This window comes from Devosia sp. Soil_C_22, assembly GCF_057657195.1.
The window spans coordinates 2,692,535-2,709,336 of record NZ_JBDGIY010000001.1; the positions used below are offsets into that span (position 1 = coordinate 2,692,535).

17 protein-coding genes are annotated in these 16,802 nt (G+C 65.6%); 5 read left to right on the forward strand and 12 right to left on the reverse strand.

Annotated features, from left to right (window positions below):
- Window positions 1–125: 125 nt before the first annotated feature.
- Window positions 126–683, forward strand: coding sequence for a sigma-70 family RNA polymerase sigma factor (locus tag AC3A6I_RS13180; RefSeq protein ID WP_487544175.1), 558 nt, complete (start codon window positions 126–128; stop codon window positions 681–683).
- On the forward strand, window positions 676–1,314 hold the full coding sequence (locus AC3A6I_RS13185; protein WP_487544176.1) for an NrsF family protein: 639 nt from the start codon (window positions 676–678) through the stop codon (window positions 1,312–1,314). Before AC3A6I_RS13180 ends, AC3A6I_RS13185 begins: the two co-directional genes overlap by 8 nt.
- Here the strand turns inward: AC3A6I_RS13185 and AC3A6I_RS13190 are convergent, their stop codons facing one another.
- Window positions 1,315–1,968: a ThuA domain-containing protein gene (locus AC3A6I_RS13190; RefSeq protein WP_487544177.1), complete on the reverse strand. Its 654-nt coding sequence runs from the start codon at window positions 1,966–1,968 to the stop codon at window positions 1,315–1,317. It abuts the gene before it with no gap.
- A gap of 237 nt (window positions 1,969–2,205) precedes the next feature.
- Between AC3A6I_RS13190 and AC3A6I_RS13195 the strand changes: the two genes are divergently transcribed.
- Window positions 2,206–4,071, forward strand: a complete 1,866-nt coding sequence (locus AC3A6I_RS13195; RefSeq protein ID WP_487544178.1) for a bifunctional metallophosphatase/5'-nucleotidase — start codon at window positions 2,206–2,208, stop codon at window positions 4,069–4,071.
- Window positions 4,072–4,272: 201 nt separating this feature from the next.
- On the opposite strand, the gene AC3A6I_RS13200 is transcribed toward AC3A6I_RS13195, so the two are convergent.
- The 10 genes from AC3A6I_RS13200 to AC3A6I_RS13245 form a co-directional block, all read right to left on the reverse strand.
- Window positions 4,273–4,791, reverse strand: a complete 519-nt coding sequence (locus tag AC3A6I_RS13200; RefSeq protein WP_487544179.1) for a GNAT family N-acetyltransferase — start codon at window positions 4,789–4,791, stop codon at window positions 4,273–4,275.
- 4 nt (window positions 4,792–4,795) lie between these two features.
- Entirely contained in the window at window positions 4,796–5,047 is a 252-nt protein-coding gene (locus tag AC3A6I_RS13205) for a GlsB/YeaQ/YmgE family stress response membrane protein (RefSeq protein WP_487544180.1), read from the reverse strand.
- Between the two features lie 102 nt (window positions 5,048–5,149).
- On the reverse strand, window positions 5,150–5,773 hold the full coding sequence (locus AC3A6I_RS13210; protein WP_487544181.1) for a cyclic nucleotide-binding domain-containing protein: 624 nt from the start codon (window positions 5,771–5,773) through the stop codon (window positions 5,150–5,152).
- A 158-nt stretch (window positions 5,774–5,931) separates the two neighbouring features.
- Window positions 5,932–6,978: a Gfo/Idh/MocA family protein gene (locus AC3A6I_RS13215; RefSeq protein ID WP_487544182.1), complete on the reverse strand. Its 1,047-nt coding sequence runs from the start codon at window positions 6,976–6,978 to the stop codon at window positions 5,932–5,934.
- Window positions 6,979–6,991: 13 nt separating this feature from the next.
- Window positions 6,992–8,068: a Gfo/Idh/MocA family protein gene (locus AC3A6I_RS13220; RefSeq protein ID WP_487544183.1), complete on the reverse strand. Its 1,077-nt coding sequence runs from the start codon at window positions 8,066–8,068 to the stop codon at window positions 6,992–6,994.
- Between the two features lie 62 nt (window positions 8,069–8,130).
- The gene (locus AC3A6I_RS13225; protein WP_487544184.1) at window positions 8,131–8,901 is read right to left on the reverse strand and encodes a ThuA domain-containing protein; all 771 of its coding nucleotides are present in this window, start codon (window positions 8,899–8,901) and stop codon (window positions 8,131–8,133) included.
- Window positions 8,902–9,067: 166 nt separating this feature from the next.
- Window positions 9,068–10,075 (reverse strand): ABC transporter ATP-binding protein, encoded by a 1,008-nt coding sequence (locus AC3A6I_RS13230; RefSeq protein ID WP_487544185.1) that lies wholly within the window; start codon window positions 10,073–10,075, stop codon window positions 9,068–9,070.
- 4 nt (window positions 10,076–10,079) lie between these two features.
- Entirely contained in the window at window positions 10,080–10,913 is an 834-nt protein-coding gene (locus tag AC3A6I_RS13235; protein WP_487544186.1) for a carbohydrate ABC transporter permease, read from the reverse strand.
- Window positions 10,910–11,890, reverse strand: a complete 981-nt coding sequence (locus tag AC3A6I_RS13240) for a carbohydrate ABC transporter permease (RefSeq protein ID WP_487544187.1) — start codon at window positions 11,888–11,890, stop codon at window positions 10,910–10,912. Before AC3A6I_RS13240 ends, AC3A6I_RS13235 begins: the two co-directional genes overlap by 4 nt.
- 90 nt (window positions 11,891–11,980) lie before the next feature.
- A complete protein-coding gene (locus AC3A6I_RS13245) occupies window positions 11,981–13,243 on the reverse strand; it encodes an ABC transporter substrate-binding protein (RefSeq protein ID WP_487544188.1) in 1,263 nt (420 codons plus the stop codon).
- A 470-nt stretch (window positions 13,244–13,713) separates the two neighbouring features.
- On the opposite strand from AC3A6I_RS13245, the gene AC3A6I_RS13250 reads away from it, so the two are divergent.
- Both AC3A6I_RS13250 and AC3A6I_RS13255 read left to right on the forward strand, forming a co-directional pair.
- Window positions 13,714–14,736 (forward strand): LacI family DNA-binding transcriptional regulator, encoded by a 1,023-nt coding sequence (locus tag AC3A6I_RS13250; RefSeq protein WP_487544189.1) that lies wholly within the window; start codon window positions 13,714–13,716, stop codon window positions 14,734–14,736.
- Between the two features lie 385 nt (window positions 14,737–15,121).
- Window positions 15,122–15,526: a hypothetical protein gene (locus AC3A6I_RS13255; RefSeq protein ID WP_487544190.1), complete on the forward strand. Its 405-nt coding sequence runs from the start codon at window positions 15,122–15,124 to the stop codon at window positions 15,524–15,526.
- A gap of 178 nt (window positions 15,527–15,704) precedes the next feature.
- Here the strand turns inward: AC3A6I_RS13255 and AC3A6I_RS13260 are convergent, their stop codons facing one another.
- Window positions 15,705–16,802: a DUF1513 domain-containing protein gene (locus AC3A6I_RS13260; protein ID WP_487544191.1), complete on the reverse strand. Its 1,098-nt coding sequence runs from the start codon at window positions 16,800–16,802 to the stop codon at window positions 15,705–15,707.

The following is a 16,802-nucleotide window of genomic DNA, read 5'->3' on the forward strand; positions in this document are numbered from 1 at the left end:
GGCGGTTACGATCAGGGAGTTCGGGGCGGCGCTACGACCGGTTACGCGCTCACAGGCAAGTGATCGCGAGACAGCCGGGGGCGGGCGATGTAACCTCGTCTGCCAGTCGAACGAACACAGGTACAATGAGCATCGCCGGGGATATGGAAGCGCGCCTGCGCCCGCTGATGCTGAAGGCGCTCGACGGCGATGCCGCAGCCTATCGCCTGCTGCTCACCGACCTACGCGGGCACTTGTTGCGCTACTTCGCGCGTCGGCTCGCGCCGTCGCTGGCAGCCAATGCCGATGACCTGGTTCAGGAGACGCTGTTGGCCGTCCACGCCAAGCGCATGACTTACGATCGCAGCCAGCCCTTCACCGCTTGGGTGCACGCTATCGCGCGCTACAAGCTCATCGACCATTTCCGCCGCCACAAGCTGCGCGCCACCCTGCCGCTCGAGGAGGATGCGGCCATCTTCGCCGATGACGTGAGCGAGGCGACCACTGCCCGCATCGATGTCGAGGCGGCGCTCGGCACCATCCCCGAAAAGCCGGCGGCATTGATCCGCCAGGTCAAGCTCGAGGGCGCTTCCGTCGCAGATGCTGCCGCGCGGCTGGGCATGACCGAGACGGCCGCCAAGGTTTCCATCCATCGCGGCCTGAAATCGCTGGCGGCACGGTTCGGAGGCAAGCTCGATGGCTGACGACCTGATCGACCGCCTCACGGACGACCTGAAGCCGACGCCTCGCACGGCCCTGCCGATGCGGCTGTTCGGCTGGACGGCGCTCGGGGTCGCCGGCGCCGGCACGTTGATGCTCGCGTGGCTCGGCCTGCGCCCCGACGTGATGGCTGCCGCCGGCACCATGATGTTCTGGAGCAAGTTCGCCTTTACCAGCCTGTTCGCCTTGCTCGGCGGGCTTGCAGCCCTCAGGCTCGCCCGGCCCGGCGGCAGCATGGCGCGTGTCGCCGCCTGGATCGTCGGGCTGGTGGCGCTGATGGGTATCGCCGGCATCGTCCAGATGCTGCTGATGGGTCCTGATCACGTGCGCACGCTGACCATTGGCGGCTCCGCCCTGGTCTGCCCGCTCTATATCGTCGCGCTGTCGGCGCCAATCTATGCCGCGGTGGCCTTCGCGATGCGCCGCGCGGCGCCGACCAACCCGACGCTCGCGGGCTTTGCCGCCGGCCTGCTCGCCGGCGGCGCTGCCACCTGGGTCTATGCCTTCCACTGCACGGAAAGCGGCATGCCCTTCGTTACCATCTGGTACACGCTGGGTGTGCTGATCGTTGCGGGGCTCGGCGCCCTCATCGGGCGTTTCGCGCTCCGCTGGTGATCAGGCCTCCGCCCGCGCCGCCCAGTTGATGCCGCGCCGCAGGATGGTCGCCATGTTGGGGTTCTCGAACTCGCTGGCGCGATGGCCGAGCGTCGAGTGGAACACCTTGCCGGCGCCATACATGCGCTTCCACACCACCGGCATCACCACGTCCTTGGTCCAGGGCGCGTATTGCCCCGAGAAGGTGGTGGTGGCGAGCACTTCGACCGAGGGATCCATGTGCATGTAGTACTGCTCGGACGTGTAGGGGAACGACGCCGGGATGCCGGCCATGATCGGGTCCTCCGGCTTGGTCACGTCGACCGTGTAGTCGATGATGTTGCCCGGATGGGCGACCCACTGGCCGCCGACGACGAACTGGTAATCCACCGAGTCCCGGAACGCGTCCGACATGCCGCCATGGTGGCCGGCGAGCCCGACGCCACCCTCGATGGCTTTGACCAGGTTCTGCACCGGCTCCTTCTCGATCTTGCTCATCGTATAGATCGGCACGATCAGGCTGAGCTCGTGGATTGCCGGGTCGGCCAGCACGCTGAGATCGGTCTCGACGCGGACGGAATAGCCGTCCTCGTGCAGCCAGCGCCGATAGATCGCCGCGCACTCCTCCGGGTCATGCCCGTTCCAACCACCCCAGACGATAAGTGCACTACGCATAAGACGACTCCCGCAACCCGCAAAAACGGGCTGGAGATTTACCCAATCGGGCCGCCACGCCAAGCCCAAAAGCGACAGCCCACCCACCTTCCGCAAAGCGCCGAACTATAGTTAACTCGTCCCTCCACTGGAGTTGCGGACGGCGGTCTGGGGGACTGAGCACCTGTTACACCGGCGTTGCAATCCAGTGCGAGAAGGGGTCCGGGCCAACCGGATTGAAAGCAAAGGACAGGGATAATGAAGAAGCTCTTGCTCGGCGCCTCGGCGCTGGCGCTTACGGCCGGTTTCGCCGGTGCGGCGCAGGCCGAATTCTCGCTCACCATCCTGCACATCAACGATTTCCACTCGCGCTTCGAGTCGATCACCGCGACGGATTCGACCTGTGACGCCGAGGGCGAGGCCGCCGGCGAATGCTTCGGCGGCATCGCGCGGCTGAAGACCGCGATCGATACCGAGCGCAGCGCGGCGGAAGCTGCCGGCAAGAACGTCGTGCTGCTGTCGGCCGGCGACAACTTCCAGGGGTCCCTGTTCTTCACCCAGTACAAGTCGGATATCGTGTCGGACTTCATGAACGACATGGGCTTCGACGTGGTCGCCACCGGCAACCACGAGTTCGACGATGGTCCGGGCGAGTTCGCGAAATTCCTCGCTTCGGCGAAGTTTCCGATCATCGGCGGCAACTACGACACCACCAAGGACGCTGACCTCAAGGGCCTGCCGCCGGGCGTGATCGTGCTGAACATTGCCGGCGAGAAGGTCGGCATCATCGGGGCCACGACCGAGGAAACGCCCGCCATCGCCTCGACCGGCCCGAACGTCGCCTTCGAAAGCGCCACCGAATACGTCAAGGGCGCCGTGGGCGGCCTCGAATCGGCCGGCATCGACAAGATCATCGTGCTGGGCCACCTCGGCTACACCGTCGATCAGGAACTGGCCAAGGCCGTCTCCGGCGTCGACGTGATCGTGGGCGGCCACTCGCACACCTTCCTCGGCACCGGCGAAGGTGAGGCCGGCCCCTACCCCACCCTCGTCAAGAACCCCGACGGCGTCGACGTGCCGATCGTGCAGGCCGGCCAGTACGGCAAGGTGCTGGGCGAGCTGACCGTCACCTGGGACGACGACGGCAACGTCACCTCCGCCGAGGGCGCTCCGATCCTGCTCGATGCGTCGGTCACGCCCGACCAGGGCTTCCTCGACCGGCTTGCCGAAAAGGCCGCTCCGCTCGAGGAGCTGAAGTCCGAGGTCATCGGCAACGCCACCGACGTTATCAATGGCGACCGCACCGTGTGCCGCGCCGAGGAATGCACGATGGGCAACCTCGTCGCCGACGCCATGCTCGACCGCGTCAAGGACCAGGGCGTCAGCATCGCCATCCAGAATGGCGGTGGCTTGCGCGCCTCGATCGATGCCGGCGAGATCACCATGGGCGAAGTGCTGACCGTGCTGCCCTTCTCCAACACGCTCGCCACTTTCCAGCTCAAGGGCGCCGACGTCGTCGCCTCGCTCGAGAACGGCGTGTCCGACATCGAGAACGGCGCCGGCCGCTTCCCGCAGGTCGCCGGCCTCAAGTACACGTTCGACAAGTCCAAGCCCGCCGGCGAGCGCATCAGCGACGTCGAGGTGCAGGACGGCGATGCCTGGACCGCGATCGATCCGGAAGCGACCTATGGCGTCGTGACCAACAACTTCATGCGCACCGGCGGCGACGGCTATGCCCTGTTCGACTCCAACGGCATGAACGCCTACGACTTCGGCCCGCCACTGGAGCAGGTGCTGGCCGACTTCGTCGCCAAGCAGGGCGGCGAGTACACCCCCTACACCGACGGCCGCATCACCGACGCCTCGCCGGCCGAACCGGCGGCTCCTGCCGAGGCGCCTGCTGCTCCAGCCGCGGCTCCGGCCGCTCCGGCGACGGCGCCTGCCGCCCCGGCAGCTCCCGCCACTACGGCTCCGGCTGCACCGACCACTGCCCCGGCTCCCGCTACGCCTGCACCGGCAGCTCCCGCCGCCGCCCCTGCGCCTCCGGCCGCGATGGAAGCCCCGGCAATGGCTCCGGCCATGGAAGCTCCCGCCATGGCTCCGGCCGCTCCCGCCGCGCAGTAACCGGCTCGACACCGCATACGAAAAGGGCGCCCCAGGGCGCCCTTTTTTGTTGGATCCTTCGGTTCAGGCGCCGAGTATCCACCCCACCGGGTCACCCCGGCGCAGGCCGGGGCCCATCCTGAGATGTCTCGGCACTCGTCGCGGACGCTTCTACCGCAGGATGGATTCCGGCCTCCGCCGGAATGACATCGAGCGGGAGGCTCAGCTCCGCTCGAACAGCACCACCTTGTCGTCGGCGTACACAGTGCGGGCGAACTCCGTGAATCCCAGTCGCGCCGCCACCCGCATCGAGGCGAGGTTGTCGACGTTGATCAGGCAGGTCATGCGCCGGCCTGGAAAGGCGCCGCCGGCCCAGCTGATCGCCGCGTTCATCGCCTCGGTGGCATAGCCCCAGCCCTGTGCCACCGGCATCAGCGCCCAACCGGCTTCCAGCGTACCCTCGAGCGGCGGCTCGATCACCCGCCGCGCTTCGTGAAAGCCGGCCTCGCCGACCAGGTGACCCGATGCCTTCTCGATCACCGCGAAAAAGCCGAAACCCATGTGCTGCCAGCCGCCGGCGCGCGTCAGGAAGCGTTGCCAGGATTGCTCGCGTGAAAACACGCGCCCGCCGATGAAATGCACCACGTCGGGATCGGCCCACATGGCGGCAAAGGCCTCGAAATCGTCCGGCGCATAGGCGCGCAGGATCAGTCGCTCGGTCTCGATGGTCGGAATATCCATGACGTCAGCGCGGTCTCGCCAGCTGCCGCCAGATCAGCAGCACGATGATCGAGCCGACGATGGCGCCGAAGAACCCGGCCGGCTCCCCCGACTGGTACCAGCCGATCGCTTGCCCGAGCCAGGTGGCGAGCAGCGCGCCGACAATGCCGAGCACGGTAGTGAGGATGAAGCCACGCGGCTTCGGGTCGCCCGGCGTGATCAGCTTGGCGATGATGCCGACAATGAACCCGATGATGATGGCGCCTAGAATACCCATGCTAACCCTCCATGCCCGCTCCATAAATGGCGCTCCGGGCCGCCGGTTGCAATGGCGCCGGCCGCAAAGGCCGAAAAACGCGGGCGCGACTGCCGGATTGCCTCAGGCAACGACCCGGGCCTTTTCGGCGCGATCGAGATTGTCGAACAGCCGGTCGCTGACCAGCCGCAGGAAATAGAACGCGAAGCGCGGGTTGGAGAAGTAGAGCTGCTTGACGTTGCTGTAGCTCACCGCGCTGATCGTACCCGGCTCGCGGCAGACCAGCGTCATCGTGCGCCGGTTGCCGGGCGACAGAAAGCCCATCTCGCCCACAACGTCGCCGGCCCCGAGATGAATGCCCGCCTCGCGCAGCTCGAACTCGCCGCTTTCGAGGACGAGTAGATAGTCGGCTGCATCGCCGCGCGCGAACAGCACATCGCCGGCATTGCAGCGGCGCCGGCGCCCGAAGGGCTTTAGCCATACCAGCGACAGCTCGCTGGTGGACGCCGCCGCCTCGACCTGTCTGAGCAGCGCCAGCACCTGCATCAGCCGAATAACATTGAGCGGCAGGATGATGCATTCGGTGATGAGGATCGGCCAGGATTGAATGATGAGTCCGTAGCCGATGAAGAAAATCGAGCTGAGGATTCCGGCAACGCGCAACGGAATGATTGTCCGCATCGAATAGCTGGCGATGGTGAACGCCGTTCCACCATAGCCGACCACATCGATCCACAATTGTTCCATAGCATCACGCACATCTGCACTGCATTATGTGCCGAGCTTAGCAATCGGGACTGATGCTGTCTCTCGTGATTGTTCGACGCGTGTTAACGCGTGACAGAAAAACAAATGGACGCCCCTTCGTCTGAGGGAGCGCCCATCGGATAACCGCCGGTGCCGGATCAGGCGGTCGCCAGTTCCTTGCGCTGCAGCTCCGAGACACTCGCGAGATCGAGCACCTTCTGCAGTTCCGCCGCATGTCGGAAGCTCGGCTCCTGCATCACGCCGGTCTTCACCGCCTCGGCGAAGCGCTGGTAGTTGGTCGGCACTGCCGGCACGTCGACTTCCGTCCACGTGCCCGTCTCGACGTCGTCGCCCAGCGACACGCGCAGGCGCGAGCCGTCATGGCGGTGCTGCACTTCCACCGCGCCCTTGTCGCCATAAACGCGCAGGCGCAGCTCGTTCATGTGCCCGGTGGCCCAGCGGCTGGCATGGATGACACCGAGCGCGCCGTTGTTGAAATCGACCGCCATGGTGAAGCTGTCATTGGCATCGAGATCGTAGTCGCCGATCTTGTTGCCCGGCGCCTTGTCGAAGGTCTTGAGCCGCGCGAACACGTGGCTGATGTCGAGCCCCGAGCCGTAGGAGGCGAAATCGAGGATGTGCACGCCGATATCGCCGAGCACGCCGTTGCTGCCATGCTTGCGCGACAGGCGCCACAGCCACTGGCTCTCGGTGCGCCAGTCACCCCAGGCCTTGGAGACGAGCCAGCTCTGCAGGTAGCTCGCCTCGACGTGACGGACGATGCCGATCTGCCCCGACGTGACGATCTCGCGTGCCTTCTGCAGTTGCGCGACGTTACGGTAGGTGAGGTTGACCATGTTGATCAGGCCCGAGCCCTCGGCCACTTCGACCATCTCGAACGCCTTGGTGGCGTCGGTGGCGAGCGGCTTCTCGCAGAACACGTGCTTGCCGGCCTTGAGCGCCGCAATCGAGGTCGAGTGATGTACCGAGTCGGGCGTCACGTTGGCCACCGCGTCGAACTCGCCCCAGGCGATCGCCGCGTCGAGCGAGGCGAAGCCGTTCGGGATGCCGTGCGTGGCGTTGAACTTTTCCAGCCGGACCGGATCAGTGTCGACGCCGCCGACCAGGGTCACGCCGTCAATGGCCGAAAAATGCTTGGCATGCTGGGCGGCCATGCCGCCGGTGCCGAGGATGAGCAAACGCATCAGTGATGTTCCTTCAGTTCTGAACCGGTCCGGCCGCGCCCTGCTGGACCTTGTGTTCCTTGCGATCGAGATCGGCGACCAGCGCCAGATCCAGAATTTTCTGCAGCTCCGCAGCGTGGCGGAAATCCGGGTCCTGCTGCTGGCCCGAACGCACCGCCTCGACGAAGCGCTGGTAGTTGGTCTTGACCGGCTCGGCCTTGATCTCACGCCAGGTCGAGGTCGCGACATCCTCGCCGGCGCACACGCGCAGCAGCGAGCCCCAGTGGCCGTGGCTCAGCTCGAGCCCGCCTTTGTTACCATAGACGCGCAGCCTCTGGTCGTTGGAATGGCCCGAGGCCCAGCGCGACGAGTGGATCGTGCCGATGGCGCCGTTGGCGAACTCCGCCGAGATGATGAAGCTGTCATTGGCATCGAGCACGTACTCGCCGATCCGGTCGCCGTCGACCTTGCGGAAGGTCTGCAGCCGGCAGTTCATCGCCGTGATCGGCTGGCCGATGGCGAAGGTGGTGAAATCGAGGATGTGGATGCCGATGTCGCCGACCGTGCCGTTCGAGCCGTGGCCCTTGCTCAGCCGCCACAGCCACGTGCCCGACAGGTTGGCGGTGTCGTTGAAATCGCGTAGCGCCAGCCAGTGCTGCAGGTAGCTCGCCTCGATATGCTTCACCTCGCCGATCACCCCCGCCGCGATCAGCTCGCGCGCCTTGTGCAGCTCGGCGACGTTCCGATAGGTCAGGTTGACCATGTTGATGAGGCCGGCGGCCTCAGCGGCCTCCACCATCTGCGCGGCCAGCGCGTAGTTGGGCGCCAGCGGTTTTTCGCAGAACACGTGCTTGCCGGCCGCAATGGCCTTCAGCGTCGTCGGGTGGTGGATCGAGTCCGGCGTGATGTTGTCGACCGCGTCGAACTCGCCCCAGGCCAGCGCCTCCTCGATCGAGGCAAAGCGCCGCGCGATCCCATACGTGTCGCAGAAGGTTGCGAGATTTTGCGGGATCGTGTCGACGGCGCCGACCATCTCGACGCCCTCGATGGTCTGGAACGCCTTGGCGTGACTATTGGCCATCCGGCCGGTGCCGAGAATGAGAAGCCGCATCGTTGTTCTGGAGTTGGACGGAGGAAAGCCGGGCCGCATTGCCGCCCGGCACGCTTGATGGCTTACTTCGGGTGATGCGTCAGCTTCGCGCCGCGCTCGACGATCTTCTCGATCGCCTTGTCGACCGGGGTGTTCGGCGCCTTCATCAGGTGCGCGTGGCGGTCGGCATTGAAGGCCCAGTTCACGGCGTTGCGGAGCACGAGGCCCACATTCTTGTCGTGATAGGTCGGATAGGTCTCGTGGCCGGGGCGGAAGTAGAAGATGTTGCCCGCGCCGCGGCGATAGGTGAGGCCCGAGCGGAACACTTCGCCGCCCTGGAACCACGAGACGAACACCGTCTCGAGCGGCTCCGGCACCGAGAAGGGCTCGCCGTACATCTCTTCGTTCTCGAGCTCGAAATAGGGGCCGAGGCCCTTGGCGATCGGGTGGCCGGGATTGACCACCCAGATGCGCTCGCGCTCGCCGGCTTCGCGCCAGTGCAGGTTCGCCGGCGTGCCCATCAGCCGCTTGAACACCTTGGAGTGGTGGCCCGAATGCAGCACGATCAGGCCCATGCCCTGCCACACGCGCTCGACCACGCGTTCGACGATGGCGTCATCCACGTCCTTGTGCGCGGCGTGGCCCCACCACAGCAGCACGTCGGTCTCGTCGAGCTTCTTCTCGGTCATGCCGTGCTCGGGATCCTGCATCGTCACGGTCGTGGCGACGATATTGCCGTCCTCGCCCAGGAGCTTGGCGATCTGCCCGTGCATGCCGATGGGGTAGTTCTCGGCGACGGCCTTGTTCTTCTGCTCGTGGACATTCTCGCCCCACACGGTGGCTCTGATCGGCATGATGGTCTCCTTGATGTCGTAGAAAGGGCCGGATGATCTCCGGCCCGTCGGGTCTCAATTCAAAGCGCTTTGGCGAGCAACGCTACCTCAGTGCCGCGGGTGTCTCCGCTTGGCAAGCGTGTGCGGCAAAAATCGGGTGGGCCGGCGGCAATTCCGTCGCCTCAGCCTAATGTTTGAGCGGCTTGCCGGCCTTGTCGAAGCGATGGACCTTGTCCGGGATCGGCGCGATCGAGATCGCATCGTCCGGATTATGCCGGCTGGTGCCCTCCTCGCGCACGATCACCGGCTCCTCGCCGCCGATATCGACATAGGTGTAGCTGTCCGAGCCGAGATTTTCGGAATGCACCACCTTGCCCTTCCAGGCGCCGTCGCGATCGGTGATCTCGATATGCTCGGACCGGATGCCGATGGTATTGGCGCCAAAGCCCGAAGCGATCTGGCCGTTGAGGAAGTTCATCTTGGGCGAACCGATGAAGCCGGCGACAAACATCGACTGCGGGCTCTCGTAGAGCTCGAGCGGCGTGCCGACCTGCTCGACATTGCCGTCGCGCAGCACGCAGATGCGGTCGGCCAGCGTCATCGCCTCGACCTGGTCGTGCGTGACATAGATCATGGTCGAGCCGGTCATCTGGTGATGGAGCTTGGCGATCTCGAGCCGGGTCGCGACGCGCAGCGCGGCGTCGAGGTTCGACAGCGGCTCGTCGAACAGGAACACCTTGGGATCGCGCACGATGGCGCGGCCGATGGCGACGCGCTGGCGCTGGCCGCCCGACAGCTGCTTGGGCAGGCGCCCCAGATAGGGCGTGATCTGCAGCATCTCGGCCGCCGCCTCGACGCGCTTCCTGATCGCGTCCTTGTCGGATTTGGCCAGCTGCATGCCGAAGGCCATGTTCTCGTACACCGTCATGTGCGGGTAGAGCGCGTAGCTCTGGAACACCATGGCGATGCCGCGTTTGCTCGGCGCCAGCGAGTTCACCAGCGTGCCGTCGAAGGTCATCTCGCCCGAGGTGATGTCCTCGAGCCCGGCCATCAGCCGCAGCAGCGTGGACTTGCCGCAGCCCGAGGGGCCGACAAAGACCATGAACTCGCCCGAGAAGACCTCGAGGTCGACGCCCTTGATCACGTCGACGAGGCCGAAGGACTTCTTGATGTTCTTGAGTTCGATATGCGCCATTGGCTCAACCCTTTACGCCGCCGGCGGTCAGGCCGGAGATGATCTTGCGCTGGAAAACGAGGACGAGGATGACCAGCGGCACGGTGACGATGACCGAGGCCGCCATGATCGCGCCCCACGGAATTTCGAACTGGCTGCCGCCCGAGAGCAGCGCGATGGCGACCGGCACCGTGCGCGTCTCGTTGGACACGGTGAAGGTCAGCGCGAACAGGAATTCGTTCCACGCCCCGATGAAGGCGAGCAGGCCCGTCGTCACCAGCGCCGGCCACATCAGCGGCAGGAACACCTTGGTGATGATGATCCACGGCGAGGCGCCATCGACGATGGCCGCTTCCTCGATCTCGATCGGCAGGTCGCGCATGAAGGTGGTCAGCACCCACACGGTGAAGGGCAGCGTGAAGATCGTGTAGGAAAAGATCAGCGCCCACGGGGTGTTGTAGATGCCGAGGAACCGGATCAGCTCGAACAGGCCGGCCAGCACCGCGATCTGCGGGAACATCGACACCGCAAGGATGGTCATCAGCAGCAGCCCCCTGCCCCGGAACCGCACGCGGGCCAGCGCGAAGGAGGCGGTGATGGCGAGGAACAGCGCCAGCAGCACCGTGACCGAAGCGATGAAGATCGAGTTCAGCAGGTTGCGCGGAAAGCTGCCCACGCTCAGCACCGACACATAGTTGTCGAGGCTGAACGATTCCGGCCAGTAGCTGATCCGGAACAGGTCGGTGCCGGATTTGAAGCTGGTCAGGATCGCGTAGTAGAACGGAAAGACCGAGATGAAGATGATAACCAGCACCGCCAGGTAGAAGGCGGCGCGCTTGGTGATGGCCCAGGCGCTCATTTCGCTTCTCCGTCGAAATTGACCTTGCCCAGCCAGATATACAGCGTGGTCAGGACGAGGATGAGCACGAAGAGCAGCGTCGACTGCGTCGAGCCCTCGGCGAAATTATCGAACTGGAACAGGTTCTCCTGGGCCAGCACCGACATGGTCTTGGTCGCCTTGCTGTTGGGCGTCAGCACATAGATCAGGTCGAAGATGCGCATCGCGTCGAGCAGGCGGAAGATGATCGCCACCATCAGCGCCGGCCGCACCAGCGGCAGCGTCACGCGGAAGAACACCTTGACCGGATGGATGCCGTCCACCTTGGCCGCCTCGTAGATGTCACGCGGGATCATCTGCAGGCCGGCGAGGATCAGCAGCGCCATGAACGGCGTCGTCTTCCAGATGTCGACGATCAGCACCGCGGTCATCGCCGTGTCCGCCGAGGCGGTCCAGGCGATCTTCTGGCTGATCAGCCCGAGCCGGATCAGCACGTCGTTGATGATGCCGAACTGGTCGTTCAGCATCCACTGCCACATCTTGGCCGAAACGATCGTGGGGATGGCCCAGGGAATGAGGATGGCGGCGCGGACGATGCCGCGGCCCTTGAATTCGGCATTGAGCACCAGCGCCACGAGCATTCCGAGCACGGCCTCGAGCGACACCGATATGGCGGCAAAGCGCAGGGTGTTCCACACCGCGTTCCACCAGTCCGGATCGGCGAGCACGCCGCGCCAGCGGATGGCGCCGCTCGAAAGCGTCTGCCAGCGCAGGTAGTTGCCGAAGCCGATCCACTCGGCCGAATAGAGCGTATTGAGCTTGGCGTCGGTGAACGAGAACCAGATCGAGCGCAGCAGCGGCCAGCCGGCAACCAGCATCAAGGCGGCCAGCATGGGCAGCAGGAACCAGCGCGCGGCCGCGAGCCGCTGCAGCATGAGATCGGAACGCTTCGCAGGTTTGTGCAGAGCGACCGTGCCTGCAGCCTCTGTTATCGCCATCTTGTCCTCGCGAGATCGGGCGCCCGCCAGCACCCAAGGAAGCGGCGGCTTCCGGAGCGTAAGGCCCCGGAAGCCAGGCTTGGGAGGAGATTACTGACCCAGCAGGTCCTGCAGGTCGGCCTCGAGACCCTCGAGGTTCTCGGCAGCCGAGCCGTTGCCCGACAGCGTCTCGTGCACGGCCGACCAGAACAGCGAGCTCACCTCGTTGTAGTTGGTGCCGGTCGGCGCCGACGGACGCGGCACAGCGTTCTGGAATACTTCCTTCCACAACGGGATGATCGGAGCCTTCTCGGCCACTTCCGCATCATCGTAGGTCGCCATCAGCGTCGGCAGGTTGGTGATCTCGATGGCGCGGCGCTTCTGCTCGTCGGGCGACGACAGGAACTTCACGAAGCGGATCGCCGACTCCTGGTCCGGCGAGTACTTGGAAACCGCGAGGTTCCAGCCGCCCAGCGTTGCCGCCGACCGCGCGCCTTCGCCATCGCCCATCGGCAGTGTCGAGACGTCGAACTTGCCGGCAATGGCGGAGTCGCTGCCGTTGCCGAGCGCGTAGGCATAGGGCCAGTTGCGCATGAACACGGCATTGCCCAGCTGCCACACGCCGCGGCTTTCTTCCTCGGTATAGGCCAGCACGCCCGGCGGGGAGATGTTGTTGACCCAGGTCGCGGCGCGATCAATGGCGGCAGCCGCCTGCGGGTTGTTGATCGAGATGGTGCCGTCGGCCTCGACGATCTGGCCGCCGCCGTTCGACTTCACCCACTCGAGGGCGTTGCAGGTCAGGCCCTCGTAGGCGTTGCCCTGGAACACGAAGCCCCACATGTCGGCATTGCCGGCGGCGCGCTCGCCATCCTGGATTTCCTTGGCGGTAGCCGCCAGCTCATCCCAGGTGGTCGGGACAGTCTTGCCGTACTTGTCCAGCAGGTCCTTGCGGTAGTAGAGCGCCGGCGCGTCGGTGAACGAGGGCAGCGCGACGAGCTTGCCATCCACCGTCTGCGACTCGACGATCGCCGGGAAGTAGCCGCCGATGATGTCCTTGGTCGCCTCGGTGAGGTCGGTAAAGTGCTCGGCCAGCTGCGGGGCCCAGATCACGTCGGTGGTGTAGACGTCGATGTCGGTGTTGCCGGCCGCGAGCCACAGGCGGTACTGGCCGAACTGGTCGGTAGTCGAGGACGGCATGGGCACGATCGTGACCTTGTCGTCCGGGTATTGCGCCACGTAGCGATCGATCTGCGTCTGCAGGAACTGCAGCCCGGTGCCGGTATCGCCGAGCACGATCTGCAGGTCTGCCGCCTGCACGGTGGCGATCGCCGAGGCGCCGGCGAGCAGGCCGAGCATCAGGGACTTCAATTTCATTATCTTCCTCCCAAGGGACATTATGACCGGGAGGCAGCCATGAGCGGACGGCGCCCGACAAGGCGCCCTCCCCGCATGCATCCTCCCACCAAAGCGCTGCGGAACCGGGCGACTGACGGCCCTGCCGAACTTCCAAAGCGCTTTGAAGTACAGCTATCCAGAGGAGCGAAAGCCTGTCAAGCGGGTTTCGGACAGCAAACCTTAACAGCTCGACGGAGCGACGCAGATTTATGTGAAATTTCAAGTGGTTGATGAGGACGGAACATTAACAACGCTCGCTGCGCGGCTCTTGCCCTGAGGTACGAACCTCAGCCCTGCCCGTCCGGACAGCGACACTTGCGCTTGCTTTCCAAATCGCTTTGAATAACTCTCTTGGTGGAGGAGGACGCCTCGCGATATGGTCCCTCGGGGCTTGGCGCGCGCTGTTTGGGACAGTGCGACGCCCGTTGGGCGCAAAAACGAATTTGGTAATGAAACTCAAAGACTTGGCCGCGGAGCTGGGGCTGTCGCAGACGACGGTGAGTCGTGCGCTGAACGGCTATCCCGAGGTCAACGAGGCGACCCGCGAACGCGTCAGTGAAGCCGCGCGCCGGCTGGGCTATCGGCCCAATGTCAGCGCCCGCCGGCTCGCCACCGGCCGCGCCGGCGCCATCGGCATCACCCTGCCACTGCAGAGATCGCTGCATTTCGGCCCCCATACCTCGGAATTCCTCTCCGGCATTTCCGAACGCATGGCGCAGCTCGAGATCGACATCGTGGTGACCCCACTCGATGCCGACAACGAAGTGCCGGTGTTCCGCCGCCTCGCTGCCAGCAAGCGCGTCGACGCCGTGGTGATCTCCTCCCCCACCCCCGACGACGACCGCATCGCCGCGCTGACCGAGCTCGGCCTGCCCTTCGTGCTGCATGGCCGCGCCCCCGACGTAGCGGTGCCGCATGCCTGGCTCGACATCGACAACGAAGGCGCCTTCCGCCGCGCCACCAGCCACCTGATCGACCTCGGCCATACCCGGATCGCCATGATCAACGGCCCGCAGGACCAGACCTTCGCCATCCACCGCGAGCGCGGCTTCCGGCAGGCCCTGACCAGCCGCGGCCTCGTGCCCGACCCGCAGGTGATCGGCGGCGGCCGCTTCACCGACGAAAACGGCTTCCGCCTCGCCCAGGCCTTCCTCGAGCGCCGACCGCGGCCGACCGCCTTCCTCGCGGGCTCGATGATGACCGCGCTCGGCGTCTTCCGCGCCATCCGCGCCGCCGGTCTCGAGCTCGGCAAGGACGTGTCGATGATCGCCCATGACGACGTCTTCCCCTATCTCAACGCCGACAACATGGTCCCCTCCATGTCGACGACTCGCTCCTCGATCCGCGCGGCCGGCGCCCGTGTCGGCGAGCTGCTGCTGCAACTGCTCGAAGGCAAGCCCGCCGGCTCGATCCACGAGCTCTGGCCGGTGGAACTGGTGCTGCGCGAAAGCACCGGTCCCGCGCCCAAGTGAACGCCTGAGGCCGGATTCGTTCAGCAGGGGTAGCGGTTTTCCGGGTAATCGGCGTGTCTCCTCGCTATCGAGGCATGAGTCTGCGCCGTTGAATCGGTGTGGGGACAAGTGGCCGTAAACCGCTGAGCGGAATGGACTTTTCTGGATCGGCCGCGCTGGGTCGGCAATGGCTGCGCCCGGACCGGGCCAGCAGCGCTGACGTGATGAACGGCCGTTTCTGAACCGCTCATTGACGGCGGATGAACGACGGTTCGGCGCACTTGGCCACCCCCACCCACCAGCCCCGACGGTGGCCGCACCATCCGCGTCCGCGGACCGACTCCGAAGAACTCATTTCACCCTTAAGGGTGTATTGTTACACAAGGGACCGTTGCGGAGCGTCTCCTTGAAGTATCTGCCTGCCGCGCTGATCGTTGCATCCACGCTGGCCCCCGGCCCCGGCTACGCGCAGGACATGTCCATCGATGACATGCGTCAGACCTGCGTGGAGGAGCCCTACGCCTGCGTGCTGGGCGCGCATGTGCTGGCGCGGATCGCCCCCTGCCAGACGCTCCCCGAACAAGCCGAGGGGCAGCCGGCCGATTTCACCATGGTGGTGCGGCTGACCCTCGACAACGGCAAGCCGGTCGGGGTGCGGATCAGCACCCCCAACCCAGAAGCCACGCCATTCGAAAAGCAGATGGCCGAGGGCTACCAGGCGGCGATCGAAGCCTGCCAGCCCTATGGCGACGTCAGCGGTACGGCGATCTTCTGGATTGAGACGGAAGTGGAGAGGGCACCGGCGGAGTGAGGCTGAACCAAACACCGGCTGTCATCCCGGCGAAAGCCGGGATCCATGGCGCCGCCAACGCGGAGGAGAGTTGGATGCCTGCTTTCGCCGGGATGACAGCCGGTGGTTGTGGCCGCCCCCTCCACCGCCTTTGGCGGTCCCCCTCCACCGCTTCGCAGGGGAAGACAAGAGCGGTGCCTCACACCGCCCGCAACAGCCGCAAATGATTGTCGAAATTCAGCTCGAATGTCGTGAGCGGCGCCGGTGAGCCGGCGAAGCCGCCCATGGCGCCTTCGCCGCTCGAGGCCAGGAGCCCTGCCCCGTCGCCGGCGACGCCGCAGACATTGTCCATGACCATGGAGGCGACGACCGCGCCCTTGTCAGGGTCGATGGCGAGGATGGTGTTGCCTTCCGGCGAGGAGACGCCGATCAGCGCGCCGTCGGCCGAGGCGGCGACCGAGCCGATATAGTTGCGCAGATCGCCCAGCATGTCGGGCGGCAGCTCGATCAGGTGGATTTCGCCGTCGCGGGTGGCGTATCCGACGAGCTGCGGCTGGTCGGTCGAAGGCCCGCGGAACTGGCAGCCGAACCAGACGCGGCCTTTGTGGTCGAACGCCATGTGCCGGATCGAGAGCTGGTGCAGGCCGCTATCGAGCCGCAACTGGCCGATCAGCGAGCCGGTGCGGCGATCGACGAAGGCGATCGAGGGATCCATCGTGTCGAGGTTGAGTTCGGTGCGCCCGTAGTCCGGGTGGGTCTCGATGCCGCCATTGGCGACGACGAAGGTCTCGCCGTCCGGCATCAGCAGCATTTCGTGCGGGCCGGTGCCGAACGTGTCGAACTCGCCGATGCGCTTGAAGCCGCCCGCCACGTCGTAGATGCCAATCACGCCGCGCGCATTCTCGAAATCGCTCTCGGTGGCATAGAGCAGCTTGCCGTCGGGCGAGAACGCACCGTGACCGTAGAAGTGCCGGCCCTCGACGCTGGTGAGCGTCTGCGGCGGGGTGGCGCCAGTGGGGTCGAAGACGAGGGCAAAAGTGCCGGGCTGGCGGGCGAAGACGACGCCCTGCCCCGTCACCGGCGAGAAGGTGATGTCATGCCCGCGATCCGGCAGGTCGACGGTGGTGACGAGGCTGCCCGCCTCGGTGACCAGAGCCGCGGCATAGCCTCCAGTCTGCTTCTGGATCGAGGAGGCGAACACCAGCTCGGCCCGCTCCAGCGCCTCGGCCCGGCGCGGCAGCAGCGATGCGGCGAACCCCGCCCCTGCAGCCTTGAGGAAAGCGCGACGCCGCCACAT

What these genes read in the sequence shown, in the direction of transcription:
- AC3A6I_RS13230 (WP_487544185.1), bottom strand. Translation starts at nt 10,075, where the DNA reads ATGGCGCATATCGAACTCAAGAACATCAAGAAGTCCTTCGGCCTCGTC.
- AC3A6I_RS13250 (WP_487544189.1), top strand. Translation starts at nt 13,714, where the DNA reads ATGAAACTCAAAGACTTGGCCGCGGAGCTGGGGCTGTCGCAGACGACG.
- AC3A6I_RS13180 (WP_487544175.1), top strand. Translation starts at nt 126, where the DNA reads ATGAGCATCGCCGGGGATATGGAAGCGCGCCTGCGCCCGCTGATGCTG.
- AC3A6I_RS13210 (WP_487544181.1), bottom strand. Translation starts at nt 5,773, where the DNA reads ATGGAACAATTGTGGATCGATGTGGTCGGCTATGGTGGAACGGCGTTC.
- AC3A6I_RS13235 (WP_487544186.1), bottom strand. Translation starts at nt 10,913, where the DNA reads ATGAGCGCCTGGGCCATCACCAAGCGCGCCGCCTTCTACCTGGCGGTG.
- AC3A6I_RS13260 (WP_487544191.1), bottom strand. Translation starts at nt 16,802, where the DNA reads ATGTGGCGGCGTCGCGCTTTCCTCAAGGCTGCAGGGGCGGGGTTCGCC.
- AC3A6I_RS13200 (WP_487544179.1), bottom strand. Translation starts at nt 4,791, where the DNA reads ATGGATATTCCGACCATCGAGACCGAGCGACTGATCCTGCGCGCCTAT.
- AC3A6I_RS13220 (WP_487544183.1), bottom strand. Translation starts at nt 8,068, where the DNA reads ATGCGGCTTCTCATTCTCGGCACCGGCCGGATGGCCAATAGTCACGCC.
- AC3A6I_RS13195 (WP_487544178.1), top strand. Translation starts at nt 2,206, where the DNA reads ATGAAGAAGCTCTTGCTCGGCGCCTCGGCGCTGGCGCTTACGGCCGGT.
- AC3A6I_RS13205 (WP_487544180.1), bottom strand. Translation starts at nt 5,047, where the DNA reads ATGGGTATTCTAGGCGCCATCATCATCGGGTTCATTGTCGGCATCATC.
- AC3A6I_RS13185 (WP_487544176.1), top strand. Translation starts at nt 676, where the DNA reads ATGGCTGACGACCTGATCGACCGCCTCACGGACGACCTGAAGCCGACG.
- AC3A6I_RS13245 (WP_487544188.1), bottom strand. Translation starts at nt 13,243, where the DNA reads ATGAAATTGAAGTCCCTGATGCTCGGCCTGCTCGCCGGCGCCTCGGCG.
- AC3A6I_RS13225 (WP_487544184.1), bottom strand. Translation starts at nt 8,901, where the DNA reads ATGCCGATCAGAGCCACCGTGTGGGGCGAGAATGTCCACGAGCAGAAG.
- AC3A6I_RS13215 (WP_487544182.1), bottom strand. Translation starts at nt 6,978, where the DNA reads ATGCGTTTGCTCATCCTCGGCACCGGCGGCATGGCCGCCCAGCATGCC.
- AC3A6I_RS13190 (WP_487544177.1), bottom strand. Translation starts at nt 1,968, where the DNA reads ATGCGTAGTGCACTTATCGTCTGGGGTGGTTGGAACGGGCATGACCCG.
- AC3A6I_RS13240 (WP_487544187.1), bottom strand. Translation starts at nt 11,890, where the DNA reads ATGGCGATAACAGAGGCTGCAGGCACGGTCGCTCTGCACAAACCTGCG.